Source organism: Burkholderia sp. SCN-KJ (assembly GCF_024656005.1).
GTDB lineage: Bacteria > Pseudomonadota > Gammaproteobacteria > Burkholderiales > Burkholderiaceae > Burkholderia.
Window position 1 is genome coordinate 20,646 of sequence record NZ_JANKOG010000015.1, and the last position, 18,113, is coordinate 38,758.

Genomic DNA, 18,113 nt, shown 5'->3' on the forward strand with positions numbered 1-18,113 from the left:
CAATCGCCGCACGCTGTATTTCCGACCGTATTGAGTTGTTTTTCGCTTCGTCAGCGCGAATCAGGGTGAGTTTTGTCCTGATTTTGAGATAGTGTGACGAATGTGCGAGCGCCGGTGCCAGGCGCGCACCGTCCGATGGACCGGCAGCGGAAGAATGCGCCGCGTCGTTTCGATACATGCATTCAGGCCAGACTTTGAGGGGAAGCAGTGGGGATGTGCACTCACGGGCATAGCTGCTTTGGGCGCGTCGATTGCCGCGCGCTTGATCACCGGACGACCACGACGATGCGGAGCCGCGCATGAAGCCGGCCGTGTCGCTGTTCGTCCTGTCGCTCGCCACGTTCGGCGCGTTTCATGCGGCCGCGTTGTCGGCCGCGCCGATGCCGGTCGCGTCGGCATCCGTTTCGGGCACCGCTTCGGCGTCCGCCGGCAGCCCGGCCACGCCGGCGCTTGCCGGCGGCGCGCCCGCATCGAGCGCATCGGCCGCATCGAGCGCCGCCGGCGCGACGCCCGCCGGCCTGCCGGCGACGACCGTGCACCTGCCGTTCGCGTCGCTCGGCGCGTTCGATCCGGTGCACCTGCGCGGCGCCGACGATGCGCGCACGATCCATGCGGGCGTGCGGCTCGACCGCGTGGTCACCGGCGCGCGGCTGCGCCTGACCTATGCGTATTCGCCGTCGCTCGTGTTCCCGATGTCGCACCTGAAGGTCTCGGTGAACGACGAGGTGGTCGCGACCGTCCCGTTCGACGCGACGCGCGCGGGCCGCACCGTCACGCAGGACATCCCGATCGATCCGCGCTACTTCTCCGACTTCAACCAGATCGGCCTGCGCCTGATCGCGCACTACTCGCTCGATCACTGCGAGGACCCGTCGAGCTCGGCGCTGTGGGCCGACGTGAGCCCGACGAGCGAGCTGATCCTCGACGAGTCGCCGGTGCGCCTGCCGAACGATCTCGCGCTGCTGCCCGCGCCGTTCTTCGACCGGCGCGACAACGGGCGCTTGCGGCTGCCGTTCGTGCTGCCGGCGTCGCCCGACTCGGCGACGCTGCGCAGCGCCGGCGTGCTCGCGTCGTGGTTCGGCGCGCAGGCCGACTACCGGCAGGCACGTTTCCCGGTCGCGGCGACGCTGCCGGCCGACGACCAGGCGGTGGTGGTCGGCACGGCCGCGACCTTGCCGGCCGGCCTCGCGCTGCCGTCGGTCAACGGCCCGCTGCTCGCCGTCGCCGACAACCCGGCCGCGCCGGGCCGCAAGCTGCTGGTCGTGACGGGCCGCACGGCGGCCGAGGTCGACGATGCGGTCGCGGCGCTCGTGCTCGGCCGCGCGGCGCTGTCGGGCCCGGCGGCGACGGTCGCGCACGTCGATCTCGGCGCGCCGCGCAAGCCGTACGACGCCCCGCGCTGGCTGCCGGTGGACCGGCCGATCGCGTTCCGCGAACTGGTGTCGGATCCGCGCGAACTCGAAGTGCGCGGCACGTCGCCGGACGCGATCCGGCTGAACCTGCGGGTGCCGGCCGACCTGCATTCGTGGAACGGCTCGGGCGTGCCGATCACGCTGCGCTACCGCTACACGGCGCCGACCGTGCAGGACAACTCGACGCTCGCCGTCGAGATCAACGAACAGCTCGTGAAGTCGTACCGCCTCGGGCCGGCCCATGCCGAAGACGCGCGCGGGCGCATGCAGCTGCCGCTGCTGGCGGTGCCGGAAGGGCGCGTGACGAGCGATGTCGACATCCCGGCGTTCCGCGTCGGCAGCGGCAACCAGCTGCAGTTCCGCTTCACGCTCGACTCGCAGAAGACGGGGCTCTGCTCGAGCACCGCGACCGAGCCGCAGCGCGCGGCGATCGATCCCGATTCGACGATCGACTTCTCGCACTTCGTCCACTACGCGCAGTTGCCGAACCTCGCCTTCTTCGCGAACAGCGGCTTCCCGTTCACGCGCTTCGCCGACCTGTCGCAGACGGCGGTCGTGATCCCGGACCGGCCGTCGCCGCAGGAGCTGGAAGCCTACCTGACGATGCTCGGCCACATGGGGCAGTGGACCGGCTTCCCGGCGCTGCGCGTGCAGGTCGCGCGGCCCGGCGACGTCGCCGCGCTGGCGGGCCGCAAGGACCTGCTCGTGATCGACGGCTCGCCCGCGTCGCCGCTGCTCGCGCACTGGCGCGCGGCGCTGCCGCTGGCGATCGACCAGCAGGCCGGCACCGGCGCGACGCGTGTCGCGTTCTCGGTGAAGGAGCGCTGGCGCAACGGCGTCGGCATGGCCGACGGCGGCGCGCATATCGAACAGACGGGTGCGCTCGCCGCGCTCGCCGGGTTCGAACTGCCGGGCAGCCATGGCCGCAGCGTCGTCGCGCTGACCGCGACCGACCAGACGCGCCTGGCCGACCTGCTGGACGTCTTCGAGAAGCCGGGCCTCGTGTCGCAGCTGCAGGGCGACCTCGCGCTGGTACGGCCGGGGCAGGTCGACAGCCTGCGCGTCGCCGATCCTTACGTGGTCGGCTTCGTGCCGTGGTATGCGCGCGTCTGGACGCAAGCGGCGCGGCACCCGGTGGTGCTCGGCGTGGTCGGCGTCGTCGCGGGGCTGTTGCTCGCGCTCGGCGTGTTCAGCGTGCTGCAGAAAATCGCCGCGCGCCGCCGGGGGATGTAACGGATGGCTTGGGCATTCGCAGGGCGACGGGCAGCGCGGCCGGCGCGGCGGGTCGGCACGACGCTCGTGCTGGCCGTCGCGGCGGCGAGCGCAGCGGCCGGGGCGGCCGGGCGTGCGCAGGCGGCGCAAGGCGGTGCGGCTGACGTGCGGTGCGGCGCGGCATGGCCGCGCTGGGACGCGTTCAAGCGCGATTTCGTGTCGGCCGACGGCCGCGTGATCGACGTCGGCTCGGCCGATTCGCGCACGGTATCGGAGGGGCAGGCGTATGGACTGTTCTTCGCGCTCGTCGCGAACGACCGACGCACGTTCGACACGATCCTCGCATGGACCGAGAACAATCTCGCGCAGGGCGACCTGAGCGCCCGGCTGCCGGCGTGGCTGTGGGGCCGCGCGCCGGACGGCACGTGGCGCGTGCTCGATGCGAACGCGGCGTCGGATGCCGATCTCTGGATCGCCTACACGCTCGTCGAAGCCGGGCGGCTGTGGCACGAGCGCAGCTACACCGCGCGCGGCGCGCTGCTCGCGAAGCGCGTGCTCGACGACGAGACGGCCAGCGTGCCGGGCCTCGGCCTCACGCTGCTGCCCGGGCCGACCGGGTTCAAGCTGGCCGATGGCCAATGGCGCGTGAACCCGAGCTATTCGCCGCCGCAGGTGATCCGCGGGCTCGCCGCGCGCCTGCCCGACGAGCGCCGCTGGGCCGCGCTCGCGGCCAGTACCGGCCGCGTGCTGCTCGACACCGCGCCGAAGGGCTTCTCGCCGGACTGGGCGTTGTATCGCGCGGGCGCGGGCTTCGGCCCCGATCCCCAGACCCATGCGGAAAGCGCGTACAACGCGATCCGCGTGTACCTGTGGGCCGGCATGCTCGATCGCGCCGATCCGCTCGCCGCGCCGCTGCTCGCGCGTTTCGCGCCGTTCGCCGACCATATCGCCGCGCATGGCGCGCCGCCGGAGAAGGTCGACACGACGACCGGCGTCGCGGGGCCGAACGACGGCAACGGCGGCTTCTCCGCGGCGGCCGTGCCGTTTCTCGACGCGCGCGGCCAGCATGCGCTCGCCGATGCGCAGGCGGCCCGTGTCGATGCGCTCGCGCGCCAGGCGGCGCCCGGCTACTACACGAGCGTGCTGACGCTGTTCGGCCTCGGCTGGCGCGACGGCCGCTACCGGTTCGGCGCGGACGGATCGCTCGATGCGCGCTGGGAGGACCGTTCATGCGCGGCCCGATGAAGCGCACCGCACCGCGCGTCGCGGGGTTCGCGTGGCTCGCGTCGTCGGTCACGGCGGCGGCGCCGGTTGCCGTCGCCGCGCCCGCGCTGCCGAAAGCCGTCGCGCCGAAGGTCATCTCGGCATCGGCGCCGGCCACGACCGACCTGCCCGATGCGCAGCGCCAGCTCGCGACCGCCCGCATGTGGGGCGCGAAGCATCGCGACGACCTCGCGCGCGACGCGTTGCGCAAGGGGCTCCTGATCGCGCCCGACGATCCCGAATTGCTCGCGGAACAGATGCGGGTGCTGCTGCGGCTCGGCGACGCGCAAGGCGCGCAGGCCGCGCTGGCACGCCTGCAGGCCCGCGCGCCCGCGGCGCCCGGCACGCGGCGCGCGGCCGACGAATACCGCGTCGCGACGAGCGGGCGCGGCGAGATGGCGCAGATCCGGCTGCTCGCGCGCAGCGGTCGCGCCGACGAAGCGGCCCGGCGGATCGTCGCGCTGTTCCCGAATGGCGCGCCGTCCGGCGCGCTCGGCGCCGAGTATTACCAGATCGTCGCGAATGTGCCGGGTGGCCGAGAATCGGCGCTCGCCGCGTTGCGCCGCGCGGTCGCGGCCGACCCGCAGGACACGAGCGCGGCGCTCGCGCTCGCGCGGCTGCTGAACCAGCGCGCCGACACGCGCGCGGAAGCGAACCGCATCGCGTGGTCGCTCGCGAAGCGCGCCGACGCCGATCACACGGAAGCGATGGCCGTGTGGCGGCGCGTGCTGCAGTCCGCCGGCAGCGATCCCGCGTATCTCGATGCGCTGCATGCATATCTTGCGCTGGTGCCGGACGACACCGAATTCCGCGAGCGCAGCGCCGAACTCGACCGGCAGCGCGACGCGCAGCGCCGGCTCGAACGCGACCCCGACTACATCGCGCAGCAGCGCGGCTTGCAGGCGCTCGCGCGCGGCGACCTGGCCGGTGCCGATCCGCTGCTCGCGCGCGCCGCGCAGGCGCGCGCCGGCGACGCCGATGCGCTCGGCGGGCTCGGCCTGCTGCGCTTGCGCGAAGGCCGGCACGACGAAGCGCGCGCGCTGTTCACGCGCGCCGCGGCGCTGTCGACCGACCAGCGCGGCAAGTGGCAGAGCCTCGCGCGTACCGCGCAGTTCTGGGGGCTGCTCGCGCAAGGCCGCGCGGCGGCGTCGGCCGGGCGGCCGCAGGATGCCGAGCGCGCGGCGCGCGCCGCACTCGCGATGCAGCCCGACAGCCCGGACGCGAAGCTGCAGCTCGCCGATGCGCTGCTCGCGCAGCGCGACTGGGCGCGCGCGGAGCCGTTGCTGCGCGAACTGCTGGCCGCCCGTTCGCCGAACGTGTCGGCGGTGCGCGGCACGGCGATGCTGTACGAGAACACCGGCCGCGCGGACCGCGTCGGCCCGCTGCTCGACGCGCTGCAAGGCCGCGTGACGGGCCGCGACGATCGCCGCGCGCTCGACGGGCTGCGCGCCGACCTGCTCGCGAGCCAGGCGCGCGCGCTCGCGGACAAGGGCGAACGCGGGCCGGCCGTGCAACGCTACGAAGCGGCCGTGCGCGCGGCGCCCGATGCGCCGTGGACGCGTTTCGCGCTCGCGCGGCTGTATCGCGACATGGGGCTGCCGCAGCTCGGCCGCACGGTGATGGATGATGGGCTCGCGCAAAGCGATACGCCCGAGATGCGCTATGCGACCGCGCTGTATCGCAACTCGCTCGACGACGTCGCCGGCGCGCAGGCCGCGCTCGCGGGTGTCGACGATGCGCAGCGCTCGGACGGCATGCGCGCGCTCGCCCGCAAGCTCGACGCGCAAAGCGCGCTGGCCGACGCGCGCGGCGCACTCGGCCGCGGCGATCGCGCGGCGTTCGCCGCGTCGCTCGCGCATGCGCAGGCGAGCGCGCCGGACGATCCCGACATGCTGGCCGCGATCGGCGCGCAGTGGATCGACGCGGGCGAGCCCGAGCGCGGCCTCGCGCCGTTGCGCGACTGGATCGCCGCGCATCCGCGCGAGGCCGATCCCGACGTGCGGCTGCGCTACGGCGACCTGCTCGGCAGCGCGGGGCGCGACGACGCGCTCGCCGCGTGGCTCGACACGCTGCGCCGCGAACCGGCGCTGACGCCGGCACAGACCGCGCGCATCGAGGATCAGTCGCTGCGGCTCGTGCTGCGCCGGACGGACGACGCGATCGCGCAGCAGGACTATGCGCGCGCGCGCACGCTGCTCGATCGCGCGAGCCCTGCCGGCCGCGCGGACCAGCGCTACGCACTCGAGCTGGCCGATCTCGAGCGCGCGCAAGGGCACTACGACGCGGCACGCGACGCGCTCGCGCCAGTCGTCGCGCGCACGCCGGACGATGCCGACACGCAGCTCGCGCTCGCGCGCATCGACGAGGACAGCGGCCAGCGCGCGGCCGCGCTCGCGCGCGTGCAGGCCGTGCTGGCGCGCACGCCGGACGACGACGTCGATACGCGGCTGTCGGTCGTGCGCCGGCTGAACGCGCTGCGCCGCCCGGACGAAGCCGCGCAGGTGATCGACCCGCTGCAGGCCGCGTATCCGGCGCGCGCCGACGTGACGGTTGCCGCCGGGCGCGTGGCCGAGGCGCAGGGCCGCTACGACGATGCCGCGTCGCTGTACCGGCTGTCGCTGTCGCAGGAACGCACGAGCGGCGTGAGCCCGGGCCGCGACGGCCGCACGCCCGCGCAGGCCGCTTTCGCGGATCTCGAACAGCGGCGCGATCCGGAGATCGAGACCGGCTGGCTGCCCGCGTACAAGTCGGGCGACGAAGGGATTTCCGCGTACCGCGCGCAGCAGGTGCCGATCTACATGCAGATGCCGGTGCGCTACGACGGGCACGCGTTCCTGCAGCTCGACACCGTGCATCTGGACGCCGGCACGCTCGATACGAGCGACCCGAACGCGTATTCGCTGAAGACCTTCGGCACCTACGGCGCGCTCAACGCGCTGGCCGGCTCGTCGCTGGCGCCGTTGAACCAGCAGGCCGCCGCGTTGATCGCGCATCCGCAGGGCGACCTGCACCAGCCGATGACGGGCGTCGCGCTCGGCGCCGGCTATCGCACGGATGCGTGGCGCGTCGATCTCGGCACGTCGCCGCTCGGCTTCCCGGTGCATTACCTGGTCGGCGGCGTGCGCTACCGCTTCGACGCGGGCCCGGCGAGCTTCACCGTGAACGCGTCGCGCCGGCCGGAAACGAGCAGCGTGCTGTCGTATGCGGGGATGCGCGATCCGTGGACGGGCGCGGTGTGGGGCGGCGTGCGCCGCGACGGCGTGAACCTGCGCGCGGCGCTCGACGTCGGCCGCGTGAACCTGTTCGCGGAACTCGGCGCGGGCGTGCTGTCCGGCCGCAACGTCGAGCGCAACGCGGAACTCACGCTGCGCTCGGGCTTCACGGTGCCCGTGTACGAACGCGCGACGATGAAGGTGAGCACGGGGCTCGTCGGCAATGCGTGGCACTACGCGCAGAACCTGCGTTACTACACGTACGGGCAGGGCGGCTACTACAGCCCGCAGCGCTACCTGTCGCTCGGCGTGCCGCTCGAGTGGGCGGGGCGGCGCGACGCGCTATCGTGGGACCTGACCGTCACGGGCGGGATCTCGAACAGCTACGAAAAGGATTCGCTGTTCTACCCGACCTTCGCGGACCAGCGCGCCGCGCAGGAGGCGGCGGGGCTCGTCTACGCGGGCAGTTCGACGCGCGGCGTGTCGTTCTCGTACGGCGTGAACGGCATCGTCGAGTATCGCGTGAATCCGCACCTGAGCGTCGGCGCGCAACTGCACGTCGACCGGTCGCACGACTACGCGCCGAGTTCGGCGCTCGTGTACCTGCGCTATGCGTTCGACGCACGCGCGGCGCGCAGCTGGCTCGTCACGCCGACGCCGGTGCGGCTTTATTCGGATTACTAGGGGACTGGGAGAACACGTGAATACGGAACTCGATGCAACCCGTCCCGCGCTCGGCGCCGCCGGCCTGCTGGGCCGCCTGCGCGCGCTGCTGCGCACCGGGCCGGCCGGCGGCCGCGCCGGCCCGCTGAGCCGGCTCGCGATCGACGGGCTGCCCGACACGTGGACGCAGCTGGAAGCGGGCGGCGTGTACGCGATCTATGCCGCCGCCGGCACGCCGGCGTGCGACGCGCTGGTGTGGGAAAGCGCGCGGCAGTCGCGCACGCGCGACGTGACGGTCGTGCTGTCGCGCGCCGCGGCGCACGTTGCCGCGCAGCTGCAGGCGCGCGGTTTCTCGGGCGGCGCGCAGCCGGCCGGCTGGCCGCGCAACCTCAACGTGCTGGCGATGCCGCCCGCGCCCGCGGCGGCCGACGGCGATGCCGCGCGCGAACCCGGTGCGCCGCGCCGTGCCGCGCCCGGTCCGTTCGCGCGGCTCACGGGCGGCTTGCGCGCGATGAAGCGCTACGGTTTTCGCGCGCGCTCGCTGTATTTCATCGAAGGCGCGCAACGCTGGTTCAGCTGGGACGATCCGACGGCGCTCGCGGAAGAAGCGCACGCGCTCGCCGACTGGTGCCGCACGCACCGGATCGCGCTGGTGCTGCTGGTCGATCCCGAGATCGTGCGCACCGGCGCCGATCCGGACACCGATGATCCGCCGCTCGTGCGCGACGCGAATCGCGCGCCGCGCAGCGGTTTTCACGGCGTGTGCGCGGGCGTCGCGCAGCTGCAGCGCACGCACGGCGAGCTGCTGTGGGTCGTCGATTTCTGGCGCGCGGGCGAGACGCTCGCGGCCGGCGAAGTGCGACCGCTGCGCTTCGCGCCGGGCGGCCGGCTCGCGGCGATCGTCGACGGCGCCGCCGCAGAACCGCTGCGCCGGATGAAGCTCGCGACCGACGAGGATCGCGTCGTCGTCAGCCGCGCGGTGCTCGACGAAGGCGGCCGCGTGCCGGCCGACTGGGAAATCGTCGACGACAACGCGGCGGTCGTCGCCGCCTGCGCGCGCGCGCAGGCCGCGACCGCGGTGCTGGTGTTCCGCTCGCATGCGCAGCTCGAGGCGCTGTGCGCGGCCGTTCACACGCTGCGCCGGCAATGCGGCGGCGCGTTGAAGATCGCCGTGGTCGAACGCGGCGAGGTGCTGCGCCAGCAGTTCGAGATGCTGCTGCTGAGCGTCGGCGCGAATCGCGTCGTCGCGCGCGACCTGCCGGTGACGCGGATGCACGCGGCCGTGCACGCGCTGCGCGGGCAGCTCTATGCGCGGCCCGTCGCGCCCGACTATCGCGCGGCGCTCGCGGCCGCGCTCGGCGATTCGGTGCTCGGCTACCTGCCGGTCGGCGCGTTCTGCCTGCGGATTCGCGCGGTGCTCGATCGCGGCGCCGTGCTCGCGCTGCCCCATACGCTCGCGAAGATCGCGCTGCTGCCCGGCGTGTCGCACGTCGATGCGCTGCGGCACTGCCGGCCGCGCCGCGCGGGCGACGTCGTGACGGCCGATGCCGGGCACCTGTACGTGTTCCTGTTCGCGTGCGAGCCGGCCGATGCCGAGGAGGCGCTCGCGCGTATCTTCGACGTGCCGGTCGAGACGCTGTCCGATCGCGTCGTGTGTCTCGGGCAGGGCAGCATCGACACCGAGCTCGATGCGCTGAAGGCCGAGAACCGGCGCGCACCGATCGCCGACTACAGCGACCTGTTCGCGACGGCGCAGCCGGCGGATGCGGCACGCGGGCCGGGCGAACGCGCGGCGGACGCCGCGGCGCTTGCCGAACCGGGCGCCGACGGCGCCTTGGCCGGCGGGGGCGGCGTCGCCGGCGCGGCCGCCGCGGGCGGTGTGGCCGCCGGGCACGTCGATGCGCCGCCGCATGCGGTTCACGCCGACGATGCGACGCCGGCCGCCGACATGCCGGGCGATGCGCCGGCATTTCCCGCATTTCCCGTCGCGCACACGCGCGGCGCCATCCGCAGCGCGATGCCGCTGCGCAAGCCGGAGGGCGCATGATCGCCGAACTCGTCATCGGATTCATCGTCGGCATCGCGATCGCGGTGCCGGTGTGGCTCGTCGCGCAGCACCTGGGCCTCGGCCGCGGCTTTCATGCGCCGCGCGGGCTGCAGCGGCGCGACGCGGTGCCGTGCGAACTCGTGCCGGTCGCGCTGCGCGGGCGCCTGCTGCCCGATGCCGATCACGCCGGCGAGGCCGCGCCATGAAGACGATCGCCGTCACGTCGACGACCGGCGGCGCGGGCCGCACGACGCTCGCCGGCGCGCTCGCGGTGCTGCTCGCCCGTCGCGGCCGGCCGGTCGTCGCGGTCGAGTTCGACGCGCAGAACCTGATGGGCGCGACGCTCGGTCTCGACACGCTGGCCGAGCACGGGCTCGCGCACAGCCTGCTCGGTGACCCGGGCGACGCCGCGCCGTGGCACGCGCATACGTGGCGCAATGCCGACGGCGTGCTGTTCGTCCCGTACGGGCAGGTCGACGCGGCGGGCGCCGCCGCCTGCGATGCGCGGCTCGCGGCCGATCCGGCCTGGCTGTCGCGCGCGCTCGACGAGATCGCGCTGCCGCCTGACGGCGTCGTGCTGGTCGACACCGCGCGCTATCCGTCGCCGCAGGCCGAGCAGGCGATTCGCCGCGCGGACCTGACGCTCGTCGTCGTGCCGCCCGAACCGGCCGCGTGCGCGACCGTTGCCGCGCGCCTCGACGCGCTGCGGGCCGGCGGCGGCGACCTGCAGATCGTCGTGAACCGGCTGAACCCGGCGCGCGACATGCAGCGCGATGCGCTCGCGATGCTGCGCGCGGTCGCGGGGCCGGCGTCGATGCTCGAGCAGCGGATTCACGTCGATGCGGCCGTGCCCGAAACGCTCGCGCGCGGCAGCTGGATCTTCGACGACGCGCCGTATTCGCAGGCGTCGCACGACCTGCACGGCGTCGCGAACTGGGTCGACGCGTGGCTCGCGGCGGCCGCGGCCGGCCGCACGGGAGCGCGGCGATGAAGGCCGCGTTCGCGTCGCGCTGGCGTGCCGCGGCCCGGCGCGCGACCGACTGGTGCGCGCGCGGGATCGGGCTGCCGGCCGAGCGCACGCTGCTCGACTGGCTCGTGCGGCTGTTCTTCCACGCGCCGCCGCCCGGCCGGCCCGATCCCGTGCGCCGCCGGGCGCGCATCGCTTTCCTGTGGCTCGCGCGGGAGTGGGGCGTGCTGCAGCCGCTGAGCCCGCGCGAATGGCTGTGGCGCGCGATCGTGCGCGCGCCGCGCGCAGCCGATGGCCGGCCCGCGCGCGATCCGCTCGCGTGGTTCGACACGTTCGTCGTGCCGGTCTACGTCGCGGCGCGCGCGCTCGGCCGGCGTCTCGACGCGTTGCTCGCGCGCCTGCCGTGGGCGCGCTGGGGCGGCTGGCTCGACGCGCGCGCGCACGGCGTCGGCCGGCGCCGCTGGCTCGCGCCGCTGCTGCTGATCGCCGGCGCGCTGATGTGGGCCGCGGCCGGGATGTCGCCGCTGATGCCCGGCGCGCAGTTCGCGTTCTTCGCGATCGTCGCGGTGCTGGCGCTCGCGCTGCGCCGCCTGCCGGGCCATCTGCCGACGCTTGCGCTCGCGTCGCTCGCGCTGCTCGCCACCGTCCGCTACGTGTGGTGGCGCACGACCCAGACACTCGATTTCCGCAGCCCCGTCGAGGCGTTCGCCGGCTACCTGCTGTACGGCGCCGAAGCCTATACGTGGATGATCCTGCTGCTCGGCTTCGTCCAGACCGCGTGGCCGCTCGACCGGCTGATCGTGCCGCTGCCCGACGACCCGGACACCTGGCCGAGCGTCGACGTCTACATCCCGACCTACAACGAACCGCTGTCGGTCGTGAAGCCGACCGTCTTCGCGTCGCAGAGCATCGACTGGCCGGCGGCCAAGCTGCGCGTGTACCTGCTCGACGACGGCCGGCGCCCCGAGTTCGAGGCGTTCGCGCGCGAGGCGGGGATCGGCTACCTGACGCGCGACGACAACCGCCACGCGAAGGCCGGCAACATCAACCGTGCGCTGCCGAAGACGCACGGCGAATACATCGCGATCTTCGACTGCGATCACGTGCCGACGCGCTCGTTCCTGCAGACCTCGATGGGCGTGTTCCTGCGCGACCCGAAATGCGCGCTGGTGCAGACGCCGCACCATTTCTTCTCGCCCGATCCGTTCGAGCGCAACCTCGGCACGTTCCGCGAGATCCCGAACGAGGGCAACCTGTTCTACGGGCTCGTGCAGTCGGGCAACGACCTGTGGAACGCGACGTTCTTCTGCGGGTCGTGCGCGGTGCTCAAGCGCACCGCGCTGGAGGAGGTGGGCGGCGTCGCGGTCGAGACCGTGACCGAGGACGCGCACACCGCGCTCAAGCTGCATCGGCGCGGCTACACGTCGGCGTACCTGCCGACCGTGCAGGCGGCCGGCCTCGCGACCGAGAGCCTCGCGGGCCACGTGAAGCAGCGCACGCGCTGGGCGCGCGGGATGGCGCAGATCTTCCGCATCGACAATCCGTTCCTCGGGCGCGGGCTCGGCTTCATCCAGCGGATCTGCTACGGCAACGCGATGCTGCATTTCTTCTACGGGATCCCGCGGCTCGTGTTCCTGACGATCCCGCTCGCGTACCTGTTCTTCCACCTGTACTTCATCAATGCGTCGTCGGTCGCGCTCGCGAGCTACGTGATCCCGTACCTGGTGCTCGCGAACGTCGCGAACTCGCGGATGCAGGGGCGCTACCGCCACTCGTTCTGGGCCGAGGTCTACGAATCGGTGCTCGCGTGGTACATCGCGCTGCCGACCACCGTCGCGTTCTTCAGCCCGAAGCACGGCAAGTTCAACGTGACCGACAAGGGCGGCAAGATCGACGAAGGCTACGTCGACTGGTCGACCTCGAAGCCGTACCTCGTGCTGTTCGCGCTGAACGTGCTCGCGATCGCGGCCGGCCTGTGGCGGCTCGTGGCCGACCAGGGCGACGAGGCGTCGACGATCCTGATCACGCTCGGCTGGACCGTCTACAACCTCGCGATGCTCGGCGCGGCCATGGCCGTCGCGCGCGAGACCAAGCAGGTGCGCGTCACGCACCGGATCGCGATGCGCGTGCCGGCGACGCTGCTGCTCGCCGACGGCTCGACTGCCGCATGCTTCACGAGCGACTACTCGACCGGCGGCCTCGGCCTCGAAGCGGTGCCGGGGCTGCCGCTCGCGGTCGGCGACACGCTGACGGTGTGCGTGACGCGCGGCGACCGGCCGTTCCCGTTCCCGGTGCGCGTGAGCCGCGTGACGCCGACCCACGTCGGCGTGAGCTTCGAGGCGCTGACGCTCGAGCAGGAGCGCCAGCTCGTGCAGTGCACGTTCGGCCGCGCGGACGCGTGGCTCGACTGGCACGCGAGCGCGCGCGCGGACACGCCGCTGCGCGGGCTGAAGGAAGTGCTGCGCGTGGGCCTGGACGGTTACGTACGGATGTGGAAAGGTGCTGCGCGCGGCGTGCAGTCGATGCTGGCACCGAAGCTCGATCGGGCGCGCGACTGACGCGGCGCCCATCACGGAGTGGTTTAGATGACGTTCTGGAATCTGTATTTCATCCTGAAGTTCGCGCTGTTCGCGACCGGCCACCTGCAGCCGCTGTGGCTCGCGAACCTCGCGTTCGCGCTGGCGCTCGCGGCGAGCGCGCCGATCCGCACGCGCGTGTGGCGCATCGTGCGGCAGCTCGCCGCGCTCGCGATCGCGGTGCCGCTGCTTGCGCGCGAGCTGCATGCGCCGCCGCTCGCGCGCCTTGTCGATGCCGCGCGCGAGGTCAGCACGTTCCGTGTCGACTACTGGATGGAGCTGCTGCCGCGCCTGTTGCCGCCGCTGCTGGTGCTGACCGTGGCGGGCGTGCTGATCGTCTATTTCATCGTCAACCGCTGGGTGCGCGTCGCGACCTTCGTGCTCGCCGCGCTGGTCGTGATGCCGCTGTGGCAGGCCGGCAACGGGCTGATGGCGCGCGTCGTCGCGCCGCTCCCGCAGCAGGCCGACGCGACGGGCGGGCGCGCCGGCCAGCCCGAGGACCACAACGCGGCGCTCGCGACGTTCCGCGCACAGGAGTCGCAGCGGCAGGTCGCGTTCGGCCATCTCGGCAACGATCCGGCCGCGCAGTTCGACGTGATCGTGCTGCACGTCTGCTCGCTGTCGTGGGACGACCTCGATGCAGCGAAGGTGCGCAATCATCCGATGCTGAGCCACTTCGACTACCTGTTCAACAACTTCAGCACGGCGGCGAGCTACAGCGGCCCGGCCGCGATCCGCGTGCTGCGCGCGAGTTGCGGGCAGGAAGCGCACGCGGACCTGTACAAGCCCGCGCCGCAGCAGTGCCACCTGTTTTCGCAACTCGCGTCCGCCGGCTACACGGTGCAGTCGCTGCTGAACCACGACGGGCACTTCGACAACTTCCTGCAGGTCGTTCACGACAACATCGGCGTGCCCGACGCGCCGATGATCTCGAACGCCGCCGCCCCGGTCGCGATGCATGCGTTCGACGGCTCCGCGATCAAGGACGACTACGGCACGCTCGCGAACTGGTACGCGCAGCGCGCGTCGGTGCCGGGCCCGGTCGCGCTGTACTACAACACGATCAGCCTGCACGACGGCAACCGCGTGGTGGGCAGCTCGCTCACCAGCATCGATTCGTATCCGCAGCGCGTGACGCGGATGATGAACGACTTCGACCGGCTCGCAGACCTGATCGCGCAGTCGGGACGGCGCGCGGTGATCGTGTTCGTGCCCGAGCACGGCGCCGCGCTGCGCGGCGACAAGAACCAGGTGGCCGGCCTGCGCGAGATCCCGACGCCGCGTGTCGTCCACGGGCCGGTCGGCGTGCGGCTCGTCGGCTTCGCCGGCAATCACGGCACGACGACCGTGATCGACCAGCCGACGAGCTTCCTCGCGCTCGCGCAGCTGCTGTCGAACCTCGTGTCGAACAGCCCGTTCAAGCCGGGCGCGACGCTTGCGCAATATGCCGCCGACCTGCCGCGCACGCGGATGGTCGGCGAGAACGAAGGCACGGTGACGCTGCAGACGAGCACCGGCTATGCGGTCAAGACTCCGGACGGCGTATGGATCGACGAACAGTAAACATCGGCGAAGGCGACGACGATCGCCTGTCGCAACCGAACGACGTGCTCGGCCTCGCGCGGCACCTGCCCGCGCTGGATCCGGCCCGCTACGTCGACGAGCAGGCGCGGCGCGCATTCGTCGAATCGCTCGAGCGCTGGCCCGTGCTCGCGAAGCTGATGGGATTGAAGCCGTAAACGCAAGGCGGCCGGCGTGAATGCCGGCCGCCTTGCGTCGATGCGCCGACCGCTATCGGCTCACTGCGGGCTCACTGCGGGCGGCGCTCCGGCTGGCGCGTCCATTCGTTTTCCTCGCCCGGCACCTTGCCGAAGGTCTGCTCCGCCCACGCGTGGCGGGCCGCCTCGATCTTCGCGCGCTCGCTCGACACGAAATTCCATTCGATGAACCGCTCGCCCGGCAGGTGCGCGCCGCCGAGCAGCATCACGCGCGCGCCGTTCGCGCTGGCGAGCGCGACGTTCGCACCGGGTTCGAGCACGGCCATCGTCGCGGGGGCGAGCGGCGTGCCGTCGATCGTGAGGTCGCCGTCGACGAGATACACGCCGCGCTCGTCGTGTTCCGCGTCGAGTGCGAGCTGCCCGCCCGCGGCGAATTCCGCATACGCGTAAAGCGTCGGCGAGAACACCGCGACCGGCGACGTGAGCCCGAACGCGGTGCCCGCGATCACGCGCACGTGTGCGCCGTCGCGCGTGAACGACGGCAGCGTGTCGGCCGCGTGATGCACGAACGCGGGCGCGGTGTCCTCGTGCTCGACCGGCAGCGCGACCCAGGTCTGGATCCCGTGCACCGGCTGTTCATGCGGGCGGTCCTCGTCGGGCGAACGCTCCGAGTGGACGATGCCGCGCCCGGCCGTCATCCAGTTCACGTCGCCGGGCACGATCTTCTGCCGGAAGCCGAGGCTGTCGTGATGCATCAGCGTGCCGTCGAACAGGTACGTGACGGTCGCGAGGCCGATGTGCGGATGCGGCAGCACGTCGATGCCGCTGCCGGCCGGCAGCACGGCCGGCCCCATCTCGTCGAAGAAGATGAACGGGCCGACGAGGCGCGCGGCGCGCGCGGGCAGCACGCGGCGCACGACGAGGTTGCCGATATCGCTCTCGCGCGGCGTGAGCAGGGTCTTGATCGATGCGGACATGGTGGGTCTCTCGTATCCGGTGGGTCAGGCGATGGCCGTATCGATCGTGATCGGGTGCGTGAGGATCTTGTGCACCGGGCACGCATTCGCGATCTGCAGCAGGCGCTCGCGCTGCTCGGCGGTCAGGTCGCCGTCGAGCGTGATGCGGCGCATGATCGTGCTGCCCGCGCCGCCCGATTCGTGCGCGAGCTTCACGTGCACTTCGGCGAGCGGCCAGCCCTTGCGTTGCGCGTACATCTTCAGCGTGATCGCGGTGCACGCGCCGAGGCTCGACAGCAGCAGCGCGACGGGCGTCGGCGCGGTATCGCCGCCGCCGAGCGACGCCGGTTCGTCGGCGCGCCACTGATGGACGCCGTCGGTGAAATGGACCAGGTAATCGACCGAGCCGATGCTCGCTTCGACGGACAGTTCGCTCATTGCAATTCCATGTGGGGAAAGGGGAGGCGGGCCGGCCGGCGAGGGCCGGGCAGGCCGGACGTTACGGTTCGAGCAGGCGCTGCAGCCGCAGTTCCTCGAAATCCAGCTCGGATTCTATGCGGTGCAGCACCGCGTCGTCGACCCGGCCGTCGCGATGCAGCGCGAGCAGCGCATCGCGCGACACGCCGACCAGCTCGAGCTCGACGCGCAGCATCCGCGCGCGCACGTCCGCCGGTTCCGCGCCGTCGCGGTGCGCGCGTTCATTGAACGCGACGCGGCTGCGGTATTCGGTCAGCAGCCGGTCGAGCGATGCGCGTTCGAGGCGCGTGCCGCGCTGCTCGCGCGCATCGAGTTCGGCGAGCGCCGCGCCGAACGTATGGGCGCGCACGGCATGCTCGGACATCGTGTGCCGCGCGGCCGGGCGCAGCTTCAGCACGCGGATCAGCGGCGCGAGCGTGCCGCCTTGCACGACCAGCGTCGCGATGATCAGCAGGAACGTGCTGAACAGGATCAGGTCGCGCCCAGGGAAGTTGCCCGGCAGCGCGATCGCGGCCGCGAGGCTCACGACGCCGCGCATGCCGGACCAGCCGAGCACGACGGCCTCGCGCCACGACCACGGCGCATGGCCCGCGCGTGGCGCGCGCAGACGGCCCGGCAGCCACATCGCGACGAACACCCACACGAGCCGTGAGGCGATCGCGGCGGCGGTGGCCGGCAGCGCGACGCGCAGGCCGGCCATCAGCACCGCGCCTTCGTGGTTCACGCCCGCGAGGATCGCGTGCAGCGCGAGGCCGATCAGGATGAACACGAGCGCGTCGAGCACGAACACGATCGCTTCCCAGGTCGCCTTCGCCTTGATCCGCATGTCGGCGCCGAACACGCGATGCTGGCGCACGCCGAGCACGAGGCCGCAGGTCACGACCGACAGCACGCCCGAACCGTGCACGGCTTCGGCGATCCCGTAGCTGCCCCACGCCATCGCGAAGGTCACGACGATCCCGAGCATCGGCTCGCGCAGGCGCTGCAGCACCCAGCACATCGCATGGCCGCACGCGAGGCCGACCGCGATGCCGATCAGCGTGAGCGAGAAGAACAGGCCGGTGGCGCTCGCGGTCGTGATCGTGACGGCGAGCGCGGCGGAGACGGCCATCTGATACAGCAGCAGGCCCGATGCATCGTTGACGAGGCTTTCGCCTTCGAGCACCGCGACGAGCCGCGCGGGCAGCGGGTGGCGCTGCAGGATCGCCTTCGCGGCGACCGCGTCGGGCGGCGACACGATCGCGCCGAGCGTGAAGCACGCGGCCCACGGCAGCGCCGGATTGGCCGCATGCACGGCGAGCGCGACCGCAACCGTCGTGAACACCACCGCGCCGAGCGCGAGCGACGCGATCGACGCGAGCTCGTGCCGGAATTCCTTCCACGCCGTATAGAAGCCGCTCGACATCAGCAGCGGCGGCAGCACGGCCACGAGCAGCAGCGCCGGATCCATGTCGGGCGTGCGCTTGCCCGCGATGGCCACCACGCAGCCGCCGAGCAGCAGCACGACGGCCGGCGGGATCGACACGCGCTCCGCGAGCCAGGTGAGCGCACCCGCGCCGCAGATCAACAGCAGCAGGTAGTGGAACAGCTCGACGTTGGTCATGAGTCTT

The 18,113-nt window shown here is 72.6% G+C and carries 12 protein-coding genes; 9 read left to right on the forward strand and 3 right to left on the reverse strand.

Annotated elements, in window-relative coordinates:
- Nucleotides 1-299 precede the first annotated feature (299 nt).
- The 9 genes from bcsB to NQV17_RS23430 are packed head-to-tail and all read left to right on the forward strand — an operon-like array spanning nt 300 to nt 15,091.
- A complete protein-coding gene (bcsB, locus tag NQV17_RS23390) occupies nt 300-2,645 on the forward strand; it encodes a cellulose biosynthesis cyclic di-GMP-binding regulatory protein BcsB (protein ID WP_257774050.1) in 2,346 nt (781 codons plus the stop codon).
- A gap of 3 nt (nt 2,646-2,648) precedes the next feature.
- A complete protein-coding gene (gene bcsZ, locus NQV17_RS23395) occupies nt 2,649-3,869 on the forward strand; it encodes a cellulose synthase complex periplasmic endoglucanase BcsZ (protein ID WP_257774051.1) in 1,221 nt (406 codons plus the stop codon).
- Nucleotides 3,854-7,783: a cellulose synthase subunit BcsC-related outer membrane protein gene (locus NQV17_RS23400; protein ID WP_257774052.1), complete on the forward strand. Its 3,930-nt coding sequence runs from the start codon at nt 3,854-3,856 to the stop codon at nt 7,781-7,783. The genes bcsZ and NQV17_RS23400 overlap by 16 nt, the downstream gene beginning before the upstream one ends.
- Nucleotides 7,784-7,799: 16 nt before the next feature.
- On the forward strand, nt 7,800-9,809 hold the full coding sequence (gene bcsE / locus NQV17_RS23405) for a cellulose biosynthesis protein BcsE (RefSeq protein ID WP_257774053.1): 2,010 nt from the start codon (nt 7,800-7,802) through the stop codon (nt 9,807-9,809).
- Complete coding sequence (locus NQV17_RS23410) at nt 9,806-10,015, forward strand: hypothetical protein (protein ID WP_044846132.1); 210 nt, start codon at nt 9,806-9,808, stop codon at nt 10,013-10,015. Before bcsE ends, NQV17_RS23410 begins: the two co-directional genes overlap by 4 nt.
- Nucleotides 10,012-10,800 carry a cellulose biosynthesis protein BcsQ gene (bcsQ, locus tag NQV17_RS23415; RefSeq protein WP_257774054.1) on the forward strand — a complete coding sequence of 263 codons (789 nt, stop codon included), beginning with the start codon at nt 10,012-10,014 and terminating at the stop codon, nt 10,798-10,800. The genes NQV17_RS23410 and bcsQ overlap by 4 nt, the downstream gene beginning before the upstream one ends.
- Complete coding sequence (bcsA, locus tag NQV17_RS23420; RefSeq protein ID WP_257774055.1) at nt 10,797-13,334, forward strand: UDP-forming cellulose synthase catalytic subunit; 2,538 nt, start codon at nt 10,797-10,799, stop codon at nt 13,332-13,334. Before bcsQ ends, bcsA begins: the two co-directional genes overlap by 4 nt.
- A gap of 27 nt (nt 13,335-13,361) precedes the next feature.
- A complete protein-coding gene (gene bcsG, locus NQV17_RS23425) occupies nt 13,362-14,915 on the forward strand; it encodes a cellulose biosynthesis protein BcsG (RefSeq protein ID WP_257774056.1) in 1,554 nt (517 codons plus the stop codon).
- Nucleotides 14,897-15,091, forward strand: coding sequence for a hypothetical protein (locus tag NQV17_RS23430; protein ID WP_044846129.1), 195 nt, complete (start codon nt 14,897-14,899; stop codon nt 15,089-15,091). Before bcsG ends, NQV17_RS23430 begins: the two co-directional genes overlap by 19 nt.
- A gap of 71 nt (nt 15,092-15,162) precedes the next feature.
- Here the strand turns inward: NQV17_RS23430 and NQV17_RS23435 are convergent, their stop codons facing one another.
- From NQV17_RS23435 to NQV17_RS23445, 3 genes are all read right to left on the reverse strand, one after another.
- The gene (locus NQV17_RS23435) at nt 15,163-16,047 is read right to left on the reverse strand and encodes a pirin family protein (RefSeq protein WP_257774057.1); all 885 of its coding nucleotides are present in this window, start codon (nt 16,045-16,047) and stop codon (nt 15,163-15,165) included.
- Between the two features lie 24 nt (nt 16,048-16,071).
- A complete protein-coding gene (locus NQV17_RS23440; RefSeq protein ID WP_257774058.1) occupies nt 16,072-16,464 on the reverse strand; it encodes an OsmC family protein in 393 nt (130 codons plus the stop codon).
- Between the two features lie 61 nt (nt 16,465-16,525).
- Complete coding sequence (locus NQV17_RS23445; protein WP_257774059.1) at nt 16,526-18,106, reverse strand: sodium:proton antiporter; 1,581 nt, start codon at nt 18,104-18,106, stop codon at nt 16,526-16,528.
- Between the last annotated feature and the right edge of the window lie 7 nt (nt 18,107-18,113).

Bases quoted from the DNA above. Each gene is read 5' to 3' on its own strand.
- bcsB (WP_257774050.1), top strand. From the start codon at position 300: ATGAAGCCGGCCGTGTCGCTGTTCGTCCTGTCGCTCGCCACGTTCGGC.
- NQV17_RS23430 (WP_044846129.1), top strand. From the start codon at position 14,897: ATGGATCGACGAACAGTAAACATCGGCGAAGGCGACGACGATCGCCTG.
- bcsA (WP_257774055.1), top strand. From the start codon at position 10,797: ATGAAGGCCGCGTTCGCGTCGCGCTGGCGTGCCGCGGCCCGGCGCGCG.
- bcsQ (WP_257774054.1), top strand. From the start codon at position 10,012: ATGAAGACGATCGCCGTCACGTCGACGACCGGCGGCGCGGGCCGCACG.
- NQV17_RS23410 (WP_044846132.1), top strand. From the start codon at position 9,806: ATGATCGCCGAACTCGTCATCGGATTCATCGTCGGCATCGCGATCGCG.
- bcsG (WP_257774056.1), top strand. From the start codon at position 13,362: ATGACGTTCTGGAATCTGTATTTCATCCTGAAGTTCGCGCTGTTCGCG.
- NQV17_RS23445 (WP_257774059.1), bottom strand. From the start codon at position 18,106: ATGACCAACGTCGAGCTGTTCCACTACCTGCTGCTGTTGATCTGCGGC.
- NQV17_RS23435 (WP_257774057.1), bottom strand. From the start codon at position 16,047: ATGTCCGCATCGATCAAGACCCTGCTCACGCCGCGCGAGAGCGATATC.
- NQV17_RS23440 (WP_257774058.1), bottom strand. From the start codon at position 16,464: ATGAGCGAACTGTCCGTCGAAGCGAGCATCGGCTCGGTCGATTACCTG.
- bcsZ (WP_257774051.1), top strand. From the start codon at position 2,649: ATGGCTTGGGCATTCGCAGGGCGACGGGCAGCGCGGCCGGCGCGGCGG.
- NQV17_RS23400 (WP_257774052.1), top strand. From the start codon at position 3,854: ATGCGCGGCCCGATGAAGCGCACCGCACCGCGCGTCGCGGGGTTCGCG.